The organism is Saccharothrix ecbatanensis (genome assembly GCF_014205015.1).
GTDB lineage: Bacteria > Actinomycetota > Actinomycetes > Mycobacteriales > Pseudonocardiaceae > Actinosynnema > Actinosynnema ecbatanense.
Genome location: NZ_JACHMO010000001.1, coordinates 4869173 through 4890672, shown reverse-complemented (window position 1 = coordinate 4890672; position 21500 = coordinate 4869173). Strand labels below are relative to the sequence as shown.

The following is a 21500-nucleotide window of genomic DNA, read 5'->3' as shown; positions in this document are numbered from 1 at the left end:
AGCCATGCACAACGACAACCCCCGGGGCGCAGGCGAAACCCAGGGCACACCCTTCACCGTGCGGTGGCACGGCTACGACCGGAACGAGGTGGACGCGGAGCTGGCCCGCCTGCGGCGTGAGCTGGACGTGCTCAGGGTGGACCGGGACGCCGCGCTGGCCACCGCCGACGACCTGATCCGGGAGCTGGAGGACGCGCGCAGCGAACTCGGCGAGTACCGGGTCCTGCACGCGGGCTACTCCAAGGACAACGCCGTGTCCGGCTGCATCCGCTACCTGATGCACGTGGCCAGGCAGAAGGCGGACGCGTTCGAGACCGACGCGCGGGAGCGCAGCGAGCAGATGCTCAAACGGGCCGAGGACGTGGCGCGGCAGCAGGCCGTGCTGCTGGACGAGGCCGAGCAGGAGACGCAACGGCGGCTCGCCGAGGCCGAGCAGCGCGCCCGCGGGATCGTGGAGCAGGCGACCGCCGAGGCACGCGCCCTGCTGGCCGGCCACCTGGACGTGCCGGACCGGTGGACCGCGGAGACCGAGCCCGACCTGCCCCTGCCCCGCATCACCTCCGGCCCGCTGCCGGTCGTGCAGCCGGTCGTGCAGCCGGACGCCGGGCGACAACGCCCCACGTCGGCCTGACCGGCGGTTTCAGCTGGTGAGGTCCCCGGGGTGGTCCACGTCGGCGCCGTCCGCGACGTCCCCGCACGGCACGTCGAGCGTGCTGTGCGTGCGCAGGTAGTCCCGCGCCCCCGCGTCACCGGTGGCCGACGCGGACACCCCCGGCCAGTGCTCGGAGCCGATCAGCACGGGGTGGCCGGGCGTGCCGTCGTACGACGCACGTGCCAGCGCCGTCGGTGTCGCCAGCTCGCGGAAGCGCTCCACCGCCGCCACCGTGACGCCAGGCGTGTCCACGGGCAGCACGACGACCGCCGCGGCGTCCGTGCCGGTCAGCGCCGCCAGGCCGGCCCGCAACGACGACCCCATGCCGGTGGCCCACTCGGCGTTGTCGACCACGACGCAGCCGTCCAACGCCGCCCGCGCGCGCACCGACGACGCCGAGGCGCCGAGCACCACGACGACCGGCGAGCACCCCGCGTCACGCAGCACACCCGCGGCCCGGTCGACCCAGAGCACGCCGCCGTGCGACACCAGCGCCTTGGGCCCGCCGAACCGCCGTCCGGCGCCCGCGGCGAGCAGCAACCCGGCGACCCGCATGGGGCCACCCTAGGGTCTGCCCTCGACCGGGAACCCGTCACACCAGCGCTTGGTGACCCTTCAGCTCCGCCCTGCTGGCCACCGACAGCTTGCGGTAGACCCTGGTGAGGTGTTGCTCGACCGTGCTCACGGTGATGTGCAACCGCATCGCGATCGCCCGGTTGCTGTGGCCACACGCGGCGAGGGTCGCGACCCTGCGCTCCGAGTAGGTCAACTCCGTCATACGCCAGAACACGTCCCGCGTCGCGGCGCGGTTCAATCAGTGTGAGAGATGCTCCAAAAGGAGCGACGTGAGCAGCTCGGGGGCCTCTTCCGGCACCCAGTGCGACAGGTCCTCCAGCATCTCGAACCGGTACGGACCGGTGACCCAGTCGCCGGTGGCCAACGCCGCCGTGGAGCCGAACGCCACGTCCTCCGTGCTCCACACGTACATCGTGGGCACGGACACCTTCCCGGCCTTCCCGCCCGGCCGACCGGCGCGGTACCAGTTCAGGGCGGCGGTCAGCGCGCCCGGTTCGGACAGCCGCCGCACGTACTCGTCCACCCGGCTCGGCGGCACCCGCCACTCGAACATCTGCCGCAACGCCGCGCCGTCCTCGGCCAGCATCCGCTTCTCGGTGTTGCTGTTGCGCCAGTCGACCATGTACCCGGACCGCATGTGCTGGTCCTCGTCGGTGCGCAGCGCGTCGGCGAGCGCGCCGGGGTGCGGCGTGGACACCACCGCGAGCTTCCGCAGCCGGTCCGGGTGCTCCGACGCGGTCCACCACGCCACCGCGCCGCCCCAGTCGTGGCCGACCAGGTCGAACGTCGACCAGCCGAACGAGTCCGCCACCGCCAGCACGTCGCCGACGAGCGCGTCCACGCCGTACTCGGCGGCACGCTCCGGCCGCACGCCGGGGGAGTAGCCGCGCTGGTCGAACGCCACCGCCCGGAACCCCTCGCGGCCCAGCACCGCGACCTGGTGCTCCCACTCCAATGCGGCCTCGGGGAAGCCGTGCAGCAGCAACACCGGCCGACCGTCCTCGGGACCCGCCGCGATCGCGTCGAAGTCGCCCTGGTCCGTCCGCACGCCCACCTGCTCGATCACCGTGATCTCCAGCCCCTCCACCGGTCGACTCGCTCGGCGGTCATTCTCGCGGGTCGCCGAGCGCCGGAATCACGCTGGTCGAGCCGGGTGACACGTGGTAACCCTGAACCGACCGATCGCGTCGACCAGGGGATCGACGCGTGCCACGGAGGCGTAGCCGATGAGCACCGTCGACCTGCCCCGTCCAGGCCAGGGGAGCTGGCCCGGTCTGCGGAAGCCGCCCAGGTCCGCGTTCCGCGCCCGGATCGCCGAATCCCTGTTCCGCCGCGCGGTGCGCTCGTTGCCGGTGAGGGTGCTGCTGCCCGGTGGGCGCGGGCTCGGCGCGGGCGGTCCGGACGCGCCCGTCATGCGCATCCACCGGCCGCACGCGTTCTTCGCCAGGCTCGGCGTGGACGCCAAGATTACGCCCGGACCCTCCGCCGGTGGCGCGAGCGCTTCCTCGACCGCTGGGACGAGGTCGCCGCGCTCGGGTTCGACGAGACGTTCCGCCGGATGTGGGAGTTCTACCTCGCCTACTCCGAAGCGGGCTTCCGGGTGGGCCACCTGGGTGTGCGGCAGTTCGCCATGGTGAAGTAGCCGGCGGCTGCCACTCGGCCGATCGGCTCATCCGCCGTCGCGCTCGGGTGTCGTTCCACCACGCTCCGTCGGACCGTGGTCGGCTTTTCACCATTCCGGTATCAGGAGCCCTTCCACGCGCTCTACATCAATGAGCCGGGATGGCCGGAGGTTGACGAGCGTGAGGAGGTCGCCGGATGGTGCAGCACGCATCCGTGCGAGCCGACGTCGAGGTCGAGACTGTTGCGGTCCGCGGCGACGCGGACGTGCCCGGTCATCGCGGGGTCAGGCTGGTCGCGGTGGGCGACCCGGAGCGGGTCACCGCGCGGTGGCTGGCCGAGGCGGACCTGTCCGAGCTGGTCGACGAGGCGCTGCTGGGTGACCCGCGCGCGATCGGCCAGGTCCTGGCGCGCATCCAGCCACTGGTGCTGCGCTACTGCCGGGCACGGGTCGGCTCGCGCGAGCGCACGCTCGTCTCGGCCGAGGACATCGCCCAGGAGGTCTGCCTGGCCGTCGTGTCGGCGCTCGGCACGTACCGGTACGAGCCCGGCTCGTTCCTCGCGTTCGTGTACGGCATCGCCGCGCACAAGGTCGCCGACGCGCGAAGACGTGCGGTGCGCAGCCGTGCCGAGGTCGTGCCCGAGCTGCCCGACACGCCCGCCCTGGAGGACGGGCCGGAGCAGCGGGCCATGACCGGCGAGATGATCGGGCACGTCACCCAGTTGTTGCAGAAGCTGCCCGTGCGGCAGCGCGAGATCCTGGTGCTGCGGATCGCGGTTGGTCTGTCGGCGGAGGAGACCGCGGCGGCCGTGGGTTCGACCGCCGGCGCGGTCCGCGTGGCCCAGCACCGGGCGTTGGCGCGGATGCGGGAGATGTTCGCCGCTGTGAACGGCTGACCGGACTGGCATCGTGTGGGGATGGCCGACACGCCTCCGCCAGTGCCGCCGCCCCAGCCGCCCGTCGCGCCGCCCACGCGGTCGTCGGGTCCGGCTCCCGCCCCGGCGAGTTCGCCCGTGTTCGACGTGCTGCTGTCCGGCACGGTGTTCCTGGACATCATCTTCACCGGTCTGCCGCGCCCGCCCGCGCCCGGCACGGAGGTGTGGGCCGAGGGCCTCGGCTCGTGCCCGGGAGGCATCGCCAACCTGGCCGTGGCGCTGAGCAGGCTGGAGCTGCGGACCGCGTTGTCCGCCGCGTTCGGCGAGGACGCCTACGGCGACTTCTGCTGGGAGGTGCTGGCCGAGCAGGAGGGCGTCGACCTCTCCTACTGCCGGCGGTTCTACGGCTGGCACTCGCCGGTCACGGTGTCGATGGCGATGGACCGCGACCGTTCGATGGTGACGCACGGCCACCGGCCGCCCGTGTCGGCCGACGAGATGCTGGACCCCCCGCCCCGGACGCGGGCGTGCTTCGTGCACGTGGGCGCCGAGGACGAGCGGTGGGTGATCCGGGCCAAGGAGCAGGGCGCGCTGCTGTTCGCCGACATCGGCTGGGACCGGACCGGGCTGTGGGCGCCCGAGCTGCTGCGCCGGCTGGAGCGGTACGACGTGTTCCTGCCCAACGACGCGGAGGCCCAGCGGTACACGCGGTGCGACACGCCTGAGCGCGCTGCGGCGGCGTTGGCGGAACACGTGCCCGTGGTGGTGGTGACGCGCGGCGGTGGCGGGGCGGTCGCGGTCGACTCGGCCACCGGCGAGGTGGCGGACGTGCCGGGCCTGAACGTCGCGCCGCTCGACTCGACCGGGGCGGGTGACGTGTTCGGGGCCGGGTTCGTGCTCGGCACCCTGGCCGGGTGGCCGCTGGTGGAGCGGGTGCGGTTCGCGAACCTGTGCGCCGCGTTGTCGGTGCAGCACTTCGGCGGCTCGCTGTCCGCGCCGGGGTGGGTGGACATCGCCACGTGGTGGCGGACGGTGTCGCGGCGGGCGGACGAGGAGCTGAAGGGGTACGCGTTCCTGGAGGACGTGCTGCCCAACCACGCGGGGGTCGAGGTGCGTCGGGCCAGCGCGACGATCCGGCTGCGCGCCACCCGGTGACGAGCCACCCGCCGCCCGCCACCGCCACCGCCACCCGCCGCCCGCCACCGCCACCGCCGCCCGCCACCGCCGCCCGCCACCGCCACCCGCCACCGCCACCCGCCGCCCGCCACCGCCACCCGCTGGGCCGCTACCCGCCGAGCCGTCACGCGCCGAGGTGTAACGCGTTGGGTGCGACCCCGCTGAAAGCCGTCCGCCGGAGCCGTCCGCACGACGTGAGGCTGATCACCCGCCCGTGCCTGGCGCACGCCTCCGTTCGGCCCACCGGGGTTTGACCACGGGCTTCCGTGGGCAGGAGTAACTTCGACAACGGTCGTCGGAGATCACCCCGCAAAACTTCTGCCCGGCCTCGGGCAACCCGCGGTGGTCGTCGTGCGACTTAGTCAGTGGGGGCTTCCCGCGGTGCTTGGAAGGGGTTGCTGGTTCAGTGTTCGCCGCGCGCGCGACAGGTCTGATCAAGTTGATGGGGTTGTGCCTGATGGCGGGGGTGCTCGTCGCGGCGATGCTGTTCCCGGTCGTCGGAGGTCTCGGGCTGGCGTCCAACCGGGCCGCGGACACCGTGGACCAGACCTCCGGTGAGTTGACCAAGGCCGAGCTGCCGTTGGTGACCACCGTGCTGGACATGCACGGCCAGCCGATCGCCTACCTGTACGACCAGTACCGCATCCCGGTCCCGTCCGAGGGCATCTCGGACACCATGAAGGCCGCGATCATCGCGGTCGAGGACAAGCGGTTCTTCGAGCACAAGGGCGTCGACTGGCAGGGCATCGCCCGTGCCGCCGCCAAGGCCGGTGTGGACGGTGAGACGACGCAGGGCGCCTCGACGCTCACCCAGCAGTACGTGAAGAACTACCTCGCGTTCGTCGTGGGCAAGGGCTCCGAAGAGGCGTACGAGAAGGCGACCGAGGCGACGATCGGCCGCAAGATCAGCGAAGCGCGCATCGCCACCCAGCTCGAGCAGAAGATGACGAAGGACGAGATCCTCACCGCGTACCTCAACGTCGTCCCGTTCGGCAACGGCGCGTACGGCGTCGGCGCGGCGGCCCGCACCTACTTCGACACCACCCCGGACAAGCTGACCGTGCCGCAGGCCGCGATGCTCGCGGGCCTGGTGAACGAGCCCAGCCGGCTCAACCCGGGCTCCGACGTGGACGCCGCGATCAAGCGCCGCAACACCGTCCTCGACCGGATGCGCGACAACGGCGCGTTCGGCCCGGACGCGAAGGACGCCGAGGAGAAGGCCGCCGAGTACAAGGCCGCCGACATCGGCGTCGTCCCCGACCTCAAGCTGCTGCCCAACGGCTGCGTCGGCGCGGGCGACGGCCCGGTCTACGGCTTCTTCTGCCGCTACCTGATCGACTACCTGGAGAAGGCCGGCCTGCCGGTCGACGAGCTGCGGCGCGGCGGCTACACGATCAGCACCACCATGGACCCCGTGGCGACGCGTGCCGCGAAGGAAGCGGCCGAGGCGCAGGTGCCCAAGACCCAGCCGGGCATCGCCAACGCGATGGCCGTCGTGGAACCGGGTCCGGACCGGCACCGGGTGCGGGCGCTGGCCGCGAACCGCGACTTCGGCAACAACGCCGACGCCGGGCAGAGCGCCTACTCGATCCCGGCCGAGGTGACCAAGTTCGGCGCCGGCTCGATCTACAAGGTGTTCACCGCCGCCTCCGCGCTGGAGCGGGGCATCACCGGCATCGACAAGCAGATCGACGTGCCGAAGACGTACACCTCGCGGGTCTACAAGAACGGCAGCAAGCCGTACACGGTCAAGAACGCCGGCAACTACAAGGAAAAGATGACGTTGACGGAGGCGTTGGCGCAGTCGCCGAACACCGCGTTCATCATCCTGGAGGAGAAGGCCGGCCTGAACAACGTGGTGGACATGGCCCACCGGCTGGGTCTGCGCGAGTCCATGCAGGGCGTCAACAACGAGGGCAACCCGCTCAAGCCGGACGGCTCGAACGGACCGTCCCAGGGCGACACCTACAAGCGGGACAACAGCGGCTCGTTCACCCTCGGCGCCGGTCCGACCAGCGTGCTGGAACTGGCGAACGTCTCGGCCACGATCATGAGCGGCGGCAAGTGGTGCCCGCCGACGCCGGTCGAGAAGGTCGTGGACCGCAACGGGCAGCCCGTGCAGCTGAAGGAAACGCCGTGCGACCAGGCCGTCGCGCCCGAGGTGGCGAACGCGTTGGCCAACGGCATGAGCGCCGACACCAAGCCCGGCGGCACGGCCGCGGGTGCGTCGGCCGGCTGGAACCGGCCGATGATCGGCAAGACCGGCACCACCGAGAACCACCACTCCGTGGCCTTCATGGGCGCCACCCCCCAGTTCGGTGGCGCGGTGATGACTTTCACCGATGGCGCGCAACCGCAGGTGATCTGCATCGGCAACCCGCCGAGGCTGTGCGGGACCAACGAGGCCAACGGTGTTTACGGTGGTCTGGTGGCCGCACCGACCTGGTTCAGGGCGATGAACGTGATCCACCAGGGCAAGGAAGTCGCGCCGCTGCCGCCGGTGGACCCGCGCTACCGGTAACGGCCCTCGGACGCCGTTCCGTCACGGCTTACGTCACCTCTGACCAGGCCTTTTATAACGGACCACCACGGAAGCCATGAGGAACTGAACACGTAGAGTCACCTTCCGTGGTCCTTCTCACCAAAAGGCCCAGCAATCCCGCTGGGGGTTGCCCATTCCTGTCACATCGGGTTACGGTTCCGGCCGCATGTCACGGTTCGGTCACCAAAGGGACACGGCGTCGCTCCCCGAAAGCGGCGCCACCTGGATCCCCCGCCAGGCGTCCCTTTGGCCGGCCCGTGCTCCCCGATGCAGGAAGGCAACACCTTGGCACGGCATTCGAAAGCCAGTGGTCGACGCGCGTTCTCAGCGCCCCCCAACACCACCGGCAACCGCAGCTCCCACCGCGCGGAGCAGGACCGGAAACCCATCAGCGGCAGGGTCGCGGCCGTCGTGGTCGCGGCCGGCGCCCTCGCCACCGGAGTCGGCGCCGCCGGCCCCATGAGCGGCGGTGACACCCCGATCATCCCGCTCGCCGCCAGCGAAGACCTGATCGCGGCGCTCGCCGCCACCTCGGCGCCCAAGGCTCCCGAGGTCAGGACCGTGCACTCGGTCCAGCCCTCGTTCGAGGCCGCGAAGCTCATGCGGTCCGAAGGGCTCATCGTCCGGCAGTGCATCGACCAGGCGATCCAGCACGCGTCGAACACCTACACCGTGCGGCAGGTCGAGCTCAAGAAGCAGCAGGAAGCCGCAGCCGCCGAGCAGGCCCGCGTCGCCGCGGAGCAGGCCCGGGTCGCGGCTGAGCAGGCCGCGCAGCAGGAGGCCGCGCGCGTCGCGGCCGAGCAGGCGGCCCAGCAGGCGGCCCAGCAGGAGACGGCTCGCGTCGCCGCCGAGCAGGCCGCCCGGCGTCCGTCGGTCGTCAAGCCCGCCGAGGGCTCGTTCACCTCGGGCTACGGCGCCCGCTGGGGCACGACCCACTACGGCGTGGACATCGCGAACGCCATCGGCACGCCGATCCTGTCCGTGATGGACGGCGTCGTGGTCGAGTCCGGCCCCGCGTCCGGTTTCGGCCTGTGGGTGCGCGTGCAGCACAACGACGGCACGATCACGATCTACGGCCACGTGAACGAGACCCTGGTGTCCCAGGGTCAGCAGGTGCGCGCCGGCCAGCAGATCGCCACCATGGGCAACCGCGGCCAGTCCACCGGTCCCCACCTGCACTTCGAGGTGTGGATCAACGGCTCGCAGAAGATCGACCCGGTCGGCTGGCTGGGCGAGCGGGGCATCTCGCTCTGACGTTCGCAGCCCAGTAGACGACCTCCCCTGTTCTGCCCCGCCGGTACCCCGACCGGCGGGGCAGAGCTCTGTTCGGCGGCGGTGTAGGCCGATGTGTCGTCGGCGGACATACCGACTGGTCGGTACCTGCGGTACGGTGGCGGTCCGAGCGTTTCAGGGAGGCGATCGTGGGTCGTTGGGGAATCACCTTGCCGTTGACCGGTGTGCCGGTGCTCGACCACCGCGCGCTGGTGGCCGAACTGGCCGATCTCGGCTACACGGACGTGTGGTCGGCGGAGACCGCGGGCACGGACGCGTTCACGCCGCTGGCCCTGGCCGCCCAGTGGTCCGACAGCGTCCGCCTGGGCACCGCGATCGCCCCCGTCTACACGCGCGGCCCGGCGACGCTGGCCATGACGGCCGCCACGCTGGCCGAGGTGTCCGGCGGCCGGTTCGTGCTGGGCATCGGGTCGTCGTCCCCGGTGATCGTGCAGCGGTGGAACTCCGTGCCGTTCACCGAGCCGTTCAAGCGCACGCGGGACACGCTGAGGTTCCTCAAGGCGGCGCTGGCGGGCGAGAAGGTGACCGAGGAGTACGAGACGTTCTCGGTGCGCGGCTTCAAGCTGGAGCGCAAGCCCGAGCACCGGGTGCCGATCATGCTGGCCGCGCTGCGCCCCGGGATGCTGCGGCTCGCCGGGCGTGAGGCCGACGGCGCCATCACCAACTGGCTCGGCGCCGACGACGTGGCCAAGGTGCGCGCCGAGATGGGCGGCGGCGAGTTGGCCGCGCGGATCTTCGTGTGCCCGACCGAGGACGCCGACGCGGCGCGCGCGTTGGGTCGGATGCTCATCAGCACCTACCTCACCGTGCCCGCCTACGCGGCGTTCCACGACTGGCTGGGGCGCGGGGAGGCGCTGCGCCCGATGCACGAGGCGTGGGCGGCCGGTGACCGGCGTGGCGCGGGCGCGCTCATCCCGGACGAGGTCGTGGACGCGCTGATCGTGCACGGCAGCGTGGACGAGTGCCGGGCGCGGGTGGCGAAGTACGCGTCCAACGGCGTGGACACGCCCGTCATCGCCCTGCTGCCCACCGGTGCGGACCAGCTCGACCTGGTGCGCGCGCTGGCGCCAGGGGCCTGACCGTGGCGCGGCGGACCGGGGCGACGTCCGAGCGGATCGTGGGCGCGGCCGTGCGGTTGTTCGCCGCGAAGGGGTTCGACGCGACGACGGTGCAGGAGGTGGTCGACGCCGCCTCCGTCACCAAGGGCGCGCTCTACCACTACTTCGAGTCCAAGGACGACCTGCTGTTCGAGATCTACCGGTCGCTGATCGGCCGGCAGATGACCGACCTGGACCGGATCGTGTCGGCCCGGCTCGACGCCGCCACCACCGTGCGGCGGATCCTGGTCAGCCTGGTCGAGACGACCGCCGAGAGCGTGGACGAGACGGCGGTGTTCGTCCGCGAGATGCACCGGCTGGACGCGGACCGGATGGCGAGCTTCCGGTCCGAGCGGCGGCGCTACCACGAGACGTTCCGCGCGGTGGTGGAGCAGGCCCAGGAGGCGGGCGAGTTCAGCTCCGCCGTGCCGGCCGAGACCACCGTGCTGATCGCCCTGGGCGTGGTCAACCAGCTGCCCACCTGGTACCGGCCGGACGGGCCCAAATCCCCCGCCCGGCTCGGCGCCGAGATCGCCGACTTCGTCCTGGCCGGCCTCCGACCGGAACCCCCCGGCCGCTAGCTCCGACCGGAACGCCGGGCCGCCGACCGGAAGCTCCCGGCCGCTGAGAAGCGAGGTCGCGTCGATCGTTCGCGGTGCATTTTCCGGCGATCACGCTCTTCGATCGTCGGAAAATGGGTCGCGAGCGGTCGACTTCGAGGCGACCGAGCCCGCCGTCTGCGGAGCAGCGGCAATCAAACAGAGTCCCGCTGGCGCAGCGCGGTCAGCGCCTTGTCGGCGTGGGCGTTCATGGCGAACTCGGATTTGATGACTTCGATCACGGTCCGGTCGGTGTCGATGACGAACGTGTGCCGCTTCACGGGCAGCGGCCCGAGCTTGCGCTTCACGCCGAACGCCCCGGCCACCGCGCCGTCGCCGTCGGAGAGCAGCGGGTAGCCGAAGTCGTGCTTGTCGGCGAACTCCTTCTGCCGCTCCACCGCGTCACGGCTGATCCCCACCCGCTGCGCCCCGACCTCGGCGAACTCCGCCGCCAGGTCGCGGAAGTGGCAGCTCTCCGCGGTGCAGCCGGGGGTCATCGCGGCCGGGTAGAAGAACAGCACCACGGGCCCGCCGGTGAGCAGTTCGGACAGCTTGCGGGGCGTCCCGTCCTGGTCGGGCAGGTCGAAGTCGGGTGCCTGGTCGCCGGGCTTCATGTAAATCCTTCCGGAGGGTGCCGATCACGTCTCGCAGGGTGCTCGCGACAAGGCAACCGTACGGTTCTCGCTAACCTCGTACCAGGCCGGGAGGTGTGAGTTGACGAGCATGTCCGACGTGGCGCGGGCCGCCGGGGTGTCCGCGGCGACGGTGTCGCGCGCGCTGCGCGGCGAGCCCGGCGTCTCTGAGGCGACCCGCCGGTACGTCACCGAGGTCGCCAAGAAGATGCGGTACGCGATCGCACGGGACGCGTCCAGCCTCGCGGGCGGGCGGCGGTACGCCATCGCGGTGCTCACCGCCGACGTCGCGCGCGGCGACCTGCTGGCGGGCGCGGAGGGCGCTTTGCGGCAGGCCGGGTACGACGTCCTGCTCTACGTGCTCAAGGACGCCGAGGGGCGCCGGCGGTTCTTCGAGGAGCTGCCGCTGGGCCGACGCGTGGACGGCGTGCTGGCCCTGTCGGTGCACCTCACCGACTCCGAGGACGCCGCGCTCAGGAGCCTGGACGTGCCCGTGGTCTCGGTGCGGGACGAAGACCTGCGTGAGGCGCTGCGGCTGGCCGTCGGCCACCTCATGGGGCTGGGCCACCGGGACGTCGCCCTGGTGCTGGCCGGCGACATCGACGAGTTCTACGACGAGCTCCTGGTCGCCGAAGGGCTGTTGGTCCGTCCGGAGTGGACGCTGTGGTCGTCGTCCACGGTCGCGGGCGGCGAGCAGGTGGTGGACGCGCTGCTGGACGCCGAACCCCTGCCGACCGCCGTCATCACCACCAGCGGCGAGGTGGCGCTCGGGGTGTTCCTGCGGCTGCGCCGCGACGGGCGGGACGTGCCCGGCGACGTGTCGATCGTCAGCCTGGAGGGCCCGGACCTGGCCCGCGCCGTGGGCATCACCGCGGTCGAGGGAGCTTGGCGCGAACGCGGTGAGCACGCCGTAGACGTGCTGCTGGCGACTCTGCGCGGCGAGGAGCACGAGACCAAGCCACCCACCGTGCACCTCGCGGTCCGTGACTCGACCGGGCCGCGGCCGGAGCGCTGATCACCCGGACGGGTTGTTACCCACGGGGAACTTTCTGCAACCTTCGGGTGACCGGACGTCACCGCCCTGGCTTCCGACCCGAGGTGAGGGCGAAGCTGTCCGTCGTGGACGACGAGCTCGCGGCACTGGCCGAGGCACACGGTGTGGCCACCTACTACGAGGACGCGGGACAACGCCGGGCGGACGTCGACCCCGACGTGGTGGTGGCCGTCCTCGCACAGCTGGACGTGGACGCCTCGACGCCGGAGGCCGTGCGCCGCGCGCTCGCCGCGCCCGCGAAACCACCCGGAACAGTTGTCCTCCGCGAGGGTGACGTGCTGGCGGAGACCGGCACGGTCGACCTGGAGGACGGCGGACGGCTGGAGCTGCCCGCCGCGCTCCCGCTCGGCTACCACCGCTTCGGCGACCGCACGGTCATCGTCGCGCCGCGCAAGCTCCGGCCCGTCCCCCGGTCGTGGGGCTGGATGCTCCAGCTGTACGCGATGCGGTCGGCCGAGTCGTGGGGCATGGGCGACTACGGCGACCTGGCGACGTTGGCCCGGCGCAGCGCCGCCGAACTGGGCGCGGGCGTGCTGCTGGTCAACCCCGTGCAGGCGATCAGCCCCACCTCACCGGTCGAGCGGTCCCCGTACTCGCCGTCGAGCCGCCGGTTCGCCAACCCCCTCTACCTGCGGATCGCCGACATCCCGGCCTACGCGAACGCCGACCCGGAGACCCGGGCGAAGATCGACGCGCTGCGCCCGCCGAACGACACCGACCTGATCGACTACGACGCGGTGTGGGCCGCGAAGGCGAAAGCGCTGGAACTGCTCTGGCGGCACGAAGAGCACCACGCGCCCGAAGGCGACCTGCTCGACTTCGCCCGGTTCTGCGCGCTCGCCGAGGCGCACGGCCCGGACTGGCGCGAGTGGCCGGCCGCGCAGCAGGACCCGGCCACGGCGACCGCCGACCCCGAACGGGTGGCGTTCCACGCGTGGCTCCAGGAGCTGTGCGAGCAGCAGCTGGCCGCCGCACGCCGCGCCGCGCACGACGCGGGCATGCCCGTCGGCGTCGTGCACGACCTGCCGGTGGGCGTGAACCCCGGCGGCGCGGACACGTGGGCGGTGCGCGACGCGTTCGCCGCGGACGTCACGGTCGGCGCGCCACCGGACGCGTTCAGCGAGCAGGGGCAGGACTGGGGCCTGCCGCCGTGGCGACCCGATCGGCTCGCCGAGCAGGGCTACGAGCCGTTCCGGGCGGTGGTGCGCAGCGTGCTGCGGCACGCGGACGGCATCCGCATCGACCACGTGGCGGGCCTGTGGCGGCTGTGGTGGGTCCCGCCGGGCGAGCCGCCCAAGCGCGGCACGTACGTCTACTACGACGAGGACGCGATGCTGGCCGTGCTGACCCTGGAGGCGCACCGCGCGAACGCCGTCGTCGTGGGTGAGGACCTGGGCACGATCGAGCCGAGGGTCACCGCGGCGTTGCACGAGCACGGCATCCTCAGCTCGGCGGTGCTGTGGTTCCAGCGCGAGTACGACCTGCCGGACCACCCGCTGATCCCGCCGGAGAAGTGGACCACGTCGGCGATGGCCAGCATCTCCACCCACGACCTGCCGACCGTGGCCGGGTTCCTGGCCGCCGAACACGTTCGGGTACGAGCGGAGCTGGACCGGTTTGACGGGCCGGTCGACCGGGAATTCCGGGCCGCCGAGCGCGAACGCGGCGAATTGCTCGAACTCCTCAAGCAGGAAGGCGTGGATGCCGATGACTTGGTTACCGCGTTCCACGCACTTCTCGCGAAGGCCCGTTCCGTGCTCGTGCTGACATCGCCACAGGATGCGCTGGGGGAGACCCGCCAGCCCAACCTGCCCGGCACCACCGACCAGTACCCGAACTGGCGCATCCCACTGCCCGTCGGGCTCGACGACCTGTTCGCCGACCCGAGGGTGCGTCGCGTCGCCGCCGTGCTGGCCGAAAGCCGCGCTCCCCGCGCCGGCGGCCGGCCGTGAAGCGCTTGCGCGCGAAGCGAAACACCCACGTCACAGCACGCGGCCCAGCCGCGAGGTATCGTCAAGCCGTCACCCGCGCCATGGTTGGAGGTGGCATTCACCCGTGAACACCGAATTGGTGTCCCGCACCGGGATGGTGCCCGAGCAAAGCACCCCGCAGAGCCCTGCCCCGATGGGCGCCGCTGCCACGAGCACCGCGCCGAGCACCCCGGCCGACGCTCTCGAAGCGACCGTCGAGCGGATCCTCACGGCGGTGAGGCCGGCGAACCTGGCCGACTCGCTGTCCGGCGCCCGCAACGCCGAAGAATCCCTGCGCGCCATCCTCCGGCGCGTCGACGCGGACGCCGACAAGGCTCTGGCCCAGGCCGTGGCCTGCGCCGAAGCCGCCTGCGAACACCTGCGCTACTGCGAACTCCAGGAGGCCCGCCTGCTGTTGGTCGCCGCCCGCGGTCAACTCGCCAGGTCGCACGCCGGCCGGACATGATCTAGAACGGTACGGGTCGGATCGTCCCAGCTCGTCCCGGAGGAATCCTGTGCGGCCCTGGCCCGGAACGCCCTACCCGCTCGGTGCGGGCTACGACGGCGTCGGCACCAACTTCACCCTGTTCTCGGAGGTCGCGGAGTACGTCGAACTGTGCCTGTTCGACGACGACGGCGCCGAGACCCGCGTGCGACTGCCCGAAGTGGACGGTTTCGTCCACCACGGCTACCTCCTGGGCGTCGGCCCGGGACAGAAGTACGGCTACCGCGTGCACGGCCCGCACGAGCCGGAGCGCGGCCTGCGGTGCAACCCGAACAAGCTGCTGATCGACCCGTACGCCAAGGCGATCAGCGGTGGTGTGGACTGGCACGAGTCGCTGTTCGGCTACCGGTTCGGCGCGCCCGGCACCCGCAACGACCAGGACTCGGCCGGTCACGTTCCGCTGTCCGTGGTGGTGAACCCGTTCTTCGACTGGGCGAACGACCGGCCGCCGAAGACGCCGTACAACGAGTCCGTCGTGTACGAGGCCCACGTGCGCGGCCTGACCATGCTGCACCCCGAGGTGCCGGAGCGGCTGCGCGGCACGTACGCGGGCCTGGCGCACCCGGCGGTGGTCCAGCACTTGAAGAGCCTCGGCGTCACGGCCGTCGAACTGATGCCGGTGCACCAGTTCATCACCGACCACGGGCTGGATCAGAAGGGCCTGCGCAACTACTGGGGCTATAACACGATCGGGTTCTTCGCGCCGCACGCCGGTTACGCGGCGTTGCCGGAGTCGGCGAACCAGGTGCAGGAGTTCAAGGGCATGGTGCGGGCCCTGCACGAGGCGGACATCGAGGTCATCCTCGACGTGGTCTACAACCACACCGCCGAGGGCAACCACCTCGGCCCGACGATGTCCATGCGCGGTATCGACAACCAGGCTTACTACCGGCTGGTGGACGACGAGCCGGAGTTCTACATGGACTACACCGGCACCGGGAACTCGCTGAACGTGCGCAGCCCGCACACCCTCCAGCTGATCATGGACTCGCTGCGGTACTGGGTGACCGAGATGCGGGTGGACGGCTTCCGGTTCGACCTGGCCGCGACCCTGGCGCGCGAGTTCTACGACGTGGACCGGCTGTCGACGTTCTTCGACCTGGTGCAGCAGGACCCGGTGGTGAGCCAGGTGAAGCTGATCGCCGAGCCGTGGGACGTCGGGCCCGGCGGTTACCAGGTCGGCAACTTCCCGCCGTTGTGGACGGAGTGGAACGGCAAGTACCGGGACACGGTCCGTGACTTCTGGCGTGGCGAGCCGGCTACGCTGGGCGAGTTCGCGTCCCGCATCACCGGCTCGTCGGACCTCTACCAGGACGACGGCCGCCGTCCGTACGCGTCGATCAACTTCGTCACCGCGCACGACGGGTTCACGCTGCACGACCTGGTGTCGTACAACCAGAAGCACAACCAGGCCAACGGCGAGGACGGCCGGGACGGCGCGGACGACAACCGGTCGTGGAACTGCGGCGTCGAGGGGCCGACGGACGACCCGGACGTGAACGATCTTCGGGCGCGGCAGCGGCGGAACCTGCTGGCCACGATGCTGCTGTCGCAGGGTGTGCCGATGCTGCTGCACGGTGACGAGCTGGGGCGCACGCAGCAGGGCAACAACAACGCCTACTGCCAGGACAACGAGCTGTCCTGGGTGGACTGGACGCTCGCGGAGAAGAACCGCGACCTGGTGGAGTTCACCTCCGCGTTGACGGCTTTCCGACGGCAGCACCCCGTGCTGCGCCGGCGCCGGTTCTTCCAGGGCAAGCCGATCCGCAAGGGCGACGAGCTGCGCGATATCGCCTGGTTCACGCCGTCGGGTGAAGAGATGACGGAGCAGAACTGGGGTGACGACTTCGGCCGCTGCGTCGTGGTGTTCCTCAACGGCGAAGGCATCCCGGACCTCGACCAGCGGGGGATGCGGGTGCTGGACGACTCGTTCCTGCTCGCGTTCAACGCCCACCACGAGGACATCGAGGTCACCCTGCCCGAGGAGGGCTACGGTCTCCAGTGGACGGTCGTGGTGGACACCGCGACCGGCGAGGTCACCGCGCCCGACGACGGCGAACCGGTGCCGGCGGGCGGCCTGGTCACGTTGACGGCGCGGTCGTTGGTCGTGCTCCAGCGGACGGGCCAGGAATGACGGCGCCCAGGGAAGCGGCGCCCGGTGAAGCGGCGCCTGCGTCCACCTACCGGGTCCAGTTCACGCCCGACTTCACCTTCGCGGACGCTGAAGTGGTGGTCGACTACCTGGACGCCTTGGGTGTCGGAGCGCTGTACGCCTCGCCGGTGCTGGAAGCGGCGCCCGGCTCGACGCACGGCTACGACGTGGTCGACCCGACGCGGGCCCGGGAGGAGTTGGGCGGCGAGGCGGGCCGGGTCGCGTTGCACAAGGCGCTGAAGCGGGCCGGTCTCGGGTTCGTGTTGGACATCGTGCCCAACCACATGGCGGTCGGCCACGACGACACCAACGCCTGGTGGTGGGACGTGCTCCGGCACGGCCGCGCCTCCCGGTACGCGGAGTACTTCGACATCGACTGGGACTCCGGGCCGCTGCTCCTGCCGTTCGCCGCGGACAAGGCGTCGGAGGAGGAGCACGAGCACTACCGGCTGGTCGACTGGCGGCGCGGCAACTCGGAGCTGAACTACCGGCGGTTCTTCGACATCACCTCGCTGGCCGCGGTGCGCGTCGAGGAACCGGAGGTGTTCGAGGCCACCCACGGCGAGGTGCTGCGGTGGGTGGCGGCGGGCGAGGTGACGGGCCTGCGGGTGGACCACCCGGACGGCCTGTCCGACCCCGGCGGGTACGCGCGGCGGCTGAAGGAACGTTCGGGCGTGTGGCTGGTGGTGGAGAAGATCCTCGGCGCGGACGAGCGGCTGCCCGCGTCGTGGCCGGTCGACGGCACCACCGGCTACGACGCGTTGCGCGAGGTGTGCGGGCTGTTCGTGGACCCGGCGGGCGAGGCGGGGTTCACCGCGCTGGCCGAGGAGTTCGGCGTGCCGACGGACTTCGCCGCGGTGGAGCACGAGTGCCGCGAGCTGATCACCCGGACGATCCTGCGCGCCGAGATCCGCCGGATCGCCGCCCTGGTCCGTGACGCGGACCGCGAGCAGGCCGAACAGGCCGTCGCCGAGGTGATGGTCCACTTCCCCGTCTACCGCTCCTACCTGCCCGAAGGGCTGGACGCGTGGGCGGCGGCGGTGAGCGCGGCGACATCGCCGGCGGCGCGGGCGTTGGACCGGCAGGTGCGCGCCGAGCCGCACGGCGAGCTGGCCACCCGCGTCCAGCAGACGTCCGGCATGGTGGTCGCCAAGGGCACCGAGGACACCGCGTTCTACCGGTACAGCCGGTTCGTGGCGCTGAACGAGGTCGGTGGCGCGCCGGACCGGTTCGGCGTGCCACCGGAGGAGTTCCACGCGCGGGCGGCGTTGCGCGAGGCCGGGTACCCGGCGGCGATGACGGCGTTGTCCACGCACGACACCAAGCGGTCCGAGGACGTGCGCGCGCGGCTCGCGGTGCTGGCCGAGGTGCCCGACGAGTTCGCCGAACTGGTCCGCAGGTGGACCGCCGCGCACCCGATCGACGAGCCGTCGCTGAACATGCTGGCGTGGCAGTCGCTGGTGGGCGCGTGGCCGATCACGGCCGACCGGATGCGCGGCTACCTGGACAAGGCGGCCAAGGAGTCGAAGGTCCGCACCACGTGGATCGACCACGACGAGGAGTTCGAGGCGGCCGTGGAGGCGTGGCCGGAGCAGGTGCTGACCGGTCCGGTGGCGGCCGAGGTGGCGTCGTTCGTGGACCGGATCGTGGCGCCGGGCTGGTCCAACGCGCTGGGGCAGAAGCTGGTGCAGCTCACCGCTCCCGGCGTGCCGGACGTGTACCAGGGCACCGAGCTGTGGGACCTGTCCCTGGTCGACCCGGACAACCGGCGGCCGGTGGACTACGAGGTGCGGCGGCGGCTGCTGGAGCGGATCGAGGACGGCTGGCTGCCGGACGTGGACGACTCGGGTGCGGCCAAGCTGCTCGTGGTGCAGCGCGCGCTGCGGTTGCGTCGGGAACGGCCTGAGCTGTTCCGCGGCTACCGGCCGTTGTCGGCGTCGGGTGAGGCGGCGTCGCACGTGGTCGCGTTCGAGCGGAACGGCCTGGTCACGGTGGCGACTCGGCTTCCGGTGGGCTTGGCGGACGCGGGCGGCTGGGGTGACACGGTGCTGCCGCTGCCGCCGGGGGAGTGGACCGACGTGCTCACCTCCCGTCCCGCCGCGCCGCGGGTGGCCGACATGCTTGATCATTACCCGGTGGCTTTGTTGGTCAGAGGAGATCGGTGACTTTCGCGGTGTGGGCGCCGTCGCACGAGCGCGTCCGGGTTCGGGTCGACGGTCGGGACCACGAGATGGCGGCCGGGGAAAGCGGGTGGTGGCACGCGGACGTACCCGGGGAAGCGGGCACCGCCTATGCCTTCCTGCTGGGCGACTCGGACGACGCGCTGCCCGACCCGAGGTCGCGGTGGCAGCCGGACGGGGTGCACGGGGCGTCCCGGGTGTACGACCACTCGGCGTTCACGTGGACAGACCAGGCGTGGACCGGGCGCGGGCTGCCGGGTGCGGTGGTCTACGAGCTGCACATCGGCACGTTCACGGCGGCCGGGACGTTCGACGGCGCGGTGGAGCGGCTGGACCACCTGGTGGAGTTGGGCGTCACGCACGTCGAAGTGATGCCGGTCAACTCGTTCGACGGCACGGCGGGCTGGGGTTACGACGGCGTGCTGTGGGGAGCGGTGCACGAGCCGTACGGGGGTCCGGACGGGTTCAAGCGGTTCGTGGACGCGTGCCACGGGCGAGGGCTGGCCGTGCTGCTGGACGTCGTCTACAACCACCTCGGGCCGTCCGGCGCGTACCTGGACCGGTTCGGGCCGTACTTCGCGGGCAGCAACGACTGGGGGCCCGGCCTGAACCTCGACGGCGAGGGCTCCGACGAGGTGCGCCGGTACGTGGTCGACAACGCGCTCGGCTGGTTGCGGGACTTCCACGTGGACGGGCTGCGGCTGGACGCCGTGCACGCGTTGGCGGATCGCAGCGCGCTGCACGTGCTGGAGCAGTTGGCCGTCGAGGTGGACGCGTTGTCGGCCGCCGCGGGCCGTCCGCTGACGTTGATCGCCGAGTCCGACCTGAACGACGCCCGGCTGGTGACCGCGCGGGAGGGCGGCGGGCACGGGCTGCACGCGCAGTGGGCGGACGACCTGCACCACGCGCTGCACGTGGCGTTGAGCGGGGAGACGTTCGGCTACTACCCGGACTTCGAGGGCGCGTTGGGCACGACGCTGCGGGACGTGTTCTTCCACGCGGGCACGTGGTCGTCGTTCCGGGGGCGGCGCCACGGCCGTCCGGTGGACCGGCACCGGCTGCCCGGCTACCGGTTCCTCGCCTACCTCCAGAACCACGACCAGGTCGGCAACCGCGCCACCGGTGACCGGCTGTCGGCGACGGTGTCGTGGCAGCGGCAGGCGGTGGGCGCGGCGATCGTCCTGTGCTCGCCGTACACGCCGATGATCTTCATGGGCGAGGAGTGGGCGGCGAGCACGCCGTGGCAGTTCTTCGCGTCGTTCCCGGACCCGGAGCTGGCCGAGGCGGTGCGCACGGGGCGGCGGCGGGAGTTCGGCCGGCACGGGTGGGGCGAGTCGGAGGTGCCCGACCCGATCGACCCGGAGACCGTGCGCCGGTCCACGCTGCGCTGGGACGAGGTGTCCGGGCCCGGGCACCGGGAGCTGTTCGACCTGTACCGGGCGTTGATCGCGCTGCGCCGGTCACGGCCGGAGCTCGCGGATCCGCGGCTGGACCGGTTCGTGGTGCGGGAAGAAGGATCGGTGCTGGTGCTGCACCGGGGTTCGCTGCGGGTGGTGTGCAACCTCGGGGCGGACGCCAAGGTCCGGCTCGACGCGTCGGTGGGTGAGGTGCTGCTGTCGTCGGACGTGGGGGCGGAGGTGGACGGGCAGGTGGTTCGCCTGCCCGCCGACTCCTTCGCGGTCGTCTCGGTCGTCGCGTCTACTCCGCCGGTTCCGGGGTGAGCCAGCCCACCTCGGTGAGCTTCTCGGCGAGCTGCCGACCGGCCAGCGCGACCTGGTCGGCCAGCTGTCTTCGCACCTCGGGCCGGTCGTCCCCGGAGTGCTGGGCCGCGTCGTAGGCCGCGACCAGCCGACGTGCCGCGTGCACGACCTCCACGCCGGGCCACTCGTCGGCCCGGCGTGGCTCCGTCCCGACCGGTTCGGCCGGCGCTGCGGTCTGGACGGCCCCGATGGGTTCGGCCGGTTCGGACGGCTCGGCTGGCTCTGCGGTCGAGTGCACGGCGCGCACGGCGTGGTGCGGGCCCAGTTCGGCGGCGAGGTCGAGCAGTTTCAGTGCGATGGTGTGCAGCTTCACGTTGTGGTGCTGCGACATCCGCACGAGCAGCTGGAACCCCTCCTGGGGCGTGCAGCCCTGCACGGCGGCTATCAAGCCTGTGGCCTGCCCGATCACGGTGCGCGTCTGCACCGCTTTCCGCAAACCGGCGATCTCGGCCTCCAGGCCGGCGATCCGCGCGGTCAGCGAATCGTCACGGCCGTTGTCCCCGACCACGGTCGGGCTCCTCTCGCACGTCGGTAACCGGTCAGCCAGGCCGGCAGTGCGAGAGCGTCCGGACACGCGGTCGCAGGCACAGGCAAGCCCACAGCTCTCGCTGACCCAGAGTGCCCTCGCGGGTGCCGGGTGGCTTGCGGCTGGCTTTTCAACCGCGTAGACGATCACCGTAGTAGAGGGCGTGCGGCTCGGCGAAATTGGAGGGGTTCAGCGGGTCTCGCGGCACCGGAACTCATCCGTTGATCAAGGCTGTGACCTGCTCTGATGGGTTGTCCACGGCGTTGGTGACCAGGTGGGCGCCCATGTCG

18 protein-coding genes and 1 pseudogene are annotated in these 21500 nt (G+C 71.7%); 14 read left to right on the top strand and 5 right to left on the bottom strand.

The window, feature by feature from the left end:
- Positions 1–4 precede the first annotated feature (4 nt).
- On the top strand, positions 5–631 hold the full coding sequence (locus F4560_RS20205) for a DivIVA domain-containing protein (protein ID WP_184922179.1): 627 nt from the start codon (positions 5–7) through the stop codon (positions 629–631).
- Between the two features lie 9 nt (positions 632–640).
- On the opposite strand, the gene F4560_RS20200 is transcribed toward F4560_RS20205, so the two are convergent.
- From F4560_RS20200 to F4560_RS20190, 3 genes are read right to left on the bottom strand one after another with little or no spacing between them, the layout of a single operon-like run.
- Positions 641–1207 carry a nucleotidyltransferase family protein gene (locus F4560_RS20200; protein WP_184922178.1) on the bottom strand — a complete coding sequence of 189 codons (567 nt, stop codon included), beginning with the start codon at positions 1205–1207 and terminating at the stop codon, positions 641–643.
- 37 nt (positions 1208–1244) lie between these two features.
- Complete coding sequence (locus F4560_RS20195; RefSeq protein ID WP_184922176.1) at positions 1245–1430, bottom strand: helix-turn-helix domain-containing protein; 186 nt, start codon at positions 1428–1430, stop codon at positions 1245–1247.
- Positions 1431–1466: 36 nt separating this feature from the next.
- Entirely contained in the window at positions 1467–2294 is an 828-nt protein-coding gene (locus F4560_RS20190; protein WP_184922174.1) for an alpha/beta fold hydrolase, read from the bottom strand.
- A gap of 396 nt (positions 2295–2690) precedes the next feature.
- On the opposite strand from F4560_RS20190, the pseudogene F4560_RS44810 reads away from it, so the two are divergent.
- The 7 genes and pseudogenes from F4560_RS44810 to F4560_RS20155 all read left to right on the top strand — a co-directional run.
- Positions 2691–2870: pseudogene (locus tag F4560_RS44810) on the top strand (class I SAM-dependent methyltransferase); the annotation flags it as partial.
- Between the two features lie 176 nt (positions 2871–3046).
- The gene (gene shbA / locus F4560_RS20180) at positions 3047–3745 is read left to right on the top strand and encodes an RNA polymerase sigma factor ShbA (RefSeq protein WP_184922169.1); all 699 of its coding nucleotides are present in this window, start codon (positions 3047–3049) and stop codon (positions 3743–3745) included.
- 21 nt (positions 3746–3766) lie between these two features.
- A complete protein-coding gene (locus F4560_RS20175) occupies positions 3767–4879 on the top strand; it encodes a PfkB family carbohydrate kinase (protein ID WP_184922167.1) in 1113 nt (370 codons plus the stop codon).
- 427 nt (positions 4880–5306) lie between these two features.
- Positions 5307–7421, top strand: coding sequence for a transglycosylase domain-containing protein (locus tag F4560_RS20170; RefSeq protein ID WP_312869378.1), 2115 nt, complete (start codon positions 5307–5309; stop codon positions 7419–7421).
- 306 nt (positions 7422–7727) lie between these two features.
- Entirely contained in the window at positions 7728–8696 is a 969-nt protein-coding gene (locus F4560_RS20165; protein WP_246477854.1) for a M23 family metallopeptidase, read from the top strand.
- Positions 8697–8863: 167 nt separating this feature from the next.
- Positions 8864–9814, top strand: a complete 951-nt coding sequence (locus F4560_RS20160) for an LLM class F420-dependent oxidoreductase (protein ID WP_184922163.1) — start codon at positions 8864–8866, stop codon at positions 9812–9814.
- Between the two features lie 2 nt (positions 9815–9816).
- On the top strand, positions 9817–10413 hold the full coding sequence (locus F4560_RS20155) for a TetR/AcrR family transcriptional regulator (protein ID WP_184922162.1): 597 nt from the start codon (positions 9817–9819) through the stop codon (positions 10411–10413).
- A gap of 173 nt (positions 10414–10586) precedes the next feature.
- Here the strand turns inward: F4560_RS20155 and F4560_RS20150 are convergent, their stop codons facing one another.
- Positions 10587–11045 carry a peroxiredoxin gene (locus F4560_RS20150; RefSeq protein ID WP_184922160.1) on the bottom strand — a complete coding sequence of 153 codons (459 nt, stop codon included), beginning with the start codon at positions 11043–11045 and terminating at the stop codon, positions 10587–10589.
- 109 nt (positions 11046–11154) lie between these two features.
- Here F4560_RS20150 and F4560_RS20145 point away from each other — a divergent pair, with 109 nt between their 5' ends.
- The 6 genes from F4560_RS20145 to treZ all read left to right on the top strand — a co-directional run bounded on the left by F4560_RS20145 (position 11155) and on the right by treZ (position 20645).
- Positions 11155–12078, top strand: coding sequence for a LacI family DNA-binding transcriptional regulator (locus F4560_RS20145; protein WP_184929263.1), 924 nt, complete (start codon positions 11155–11157; stop codon positions 12076–12078).
- 104 nt (positions 12079–12182) lie between these two features.
- The gene (gene malQ, locus F4560_RS20140) at positions 12183–14069 is read left to right on the top strand and encodes a 4-alpha-glucanotransferase (protein ID WP_184922157.1); all 1887 of its coding nucleotides are present in this window, start codon (positions 12183–12185) and stop codon (positions 14067–14069) included.
- A 103-nt stretch (positions 14070–14172) separates the two neighbouring features.
- On the top strand, positions 14173–14553 hold the full coding sequence (locus F4560_RS20135) for a hypothetical protein (protein WP_184922155.1): 381 nt from the start codon (positions 14173–14175) through the stop codon (positions 14551–14553).
- 49 nt (positions 14554–14602) lie between these two features.
- Positions 14603–16726, top strand: a complete 2124-nt coding sequence (gene glgX / locus F4560_RS20130) for a glycogen debranching protein GlgX (RefSeq protein WP_184922153.1) — start codon at positions 14603–14605, stop codon at positions 16724–16726.
- A complete protein-coding gene (treY, locus tag F4560_RS20125) occupies positions 16723–18909 on the top strand; it encodes a malto-oligosyltrehalose synthase (protein WP_184922151.1) in 2187 nt (728 codons plus the stop codon). The genes glgX and treY overlap by 4 nt, the downstream gene beginning before the upstream one ends.
- The gene (treZ, locus tag F4560_RS20120; protein WP_184922149.1) at positions 18906–20645 is read left to right on the top strand and encodes a malto-oligosyltrehalose trehalohydrolase; all 1740 of its coding nucleotides are present in this window, start codon (positions 18906–18908) and stop codon (positions 20643–20645) included. The genes treY and treZ overlap by 4 nt, the downstream gene beginning before the upstream one ends.
- Here the strand turns inward: treZ and F4560_RS20115 are convergent.
- Positions 20623–21192 (bottom strand): ANTAR domain-containing protein, encoded by a 570-nt coding sequence (locus tag F4560_RS20115; protein ID WP_184922147.1) that lies wholly within the window; start codon positions 21190–21192, stop codon positions 20623–20625. The genes treZ and F4560_RS20115 overlap by 23 nt on opposite strands.
- Positions 21193–21500: the final 308 nt, after the last annotated feature.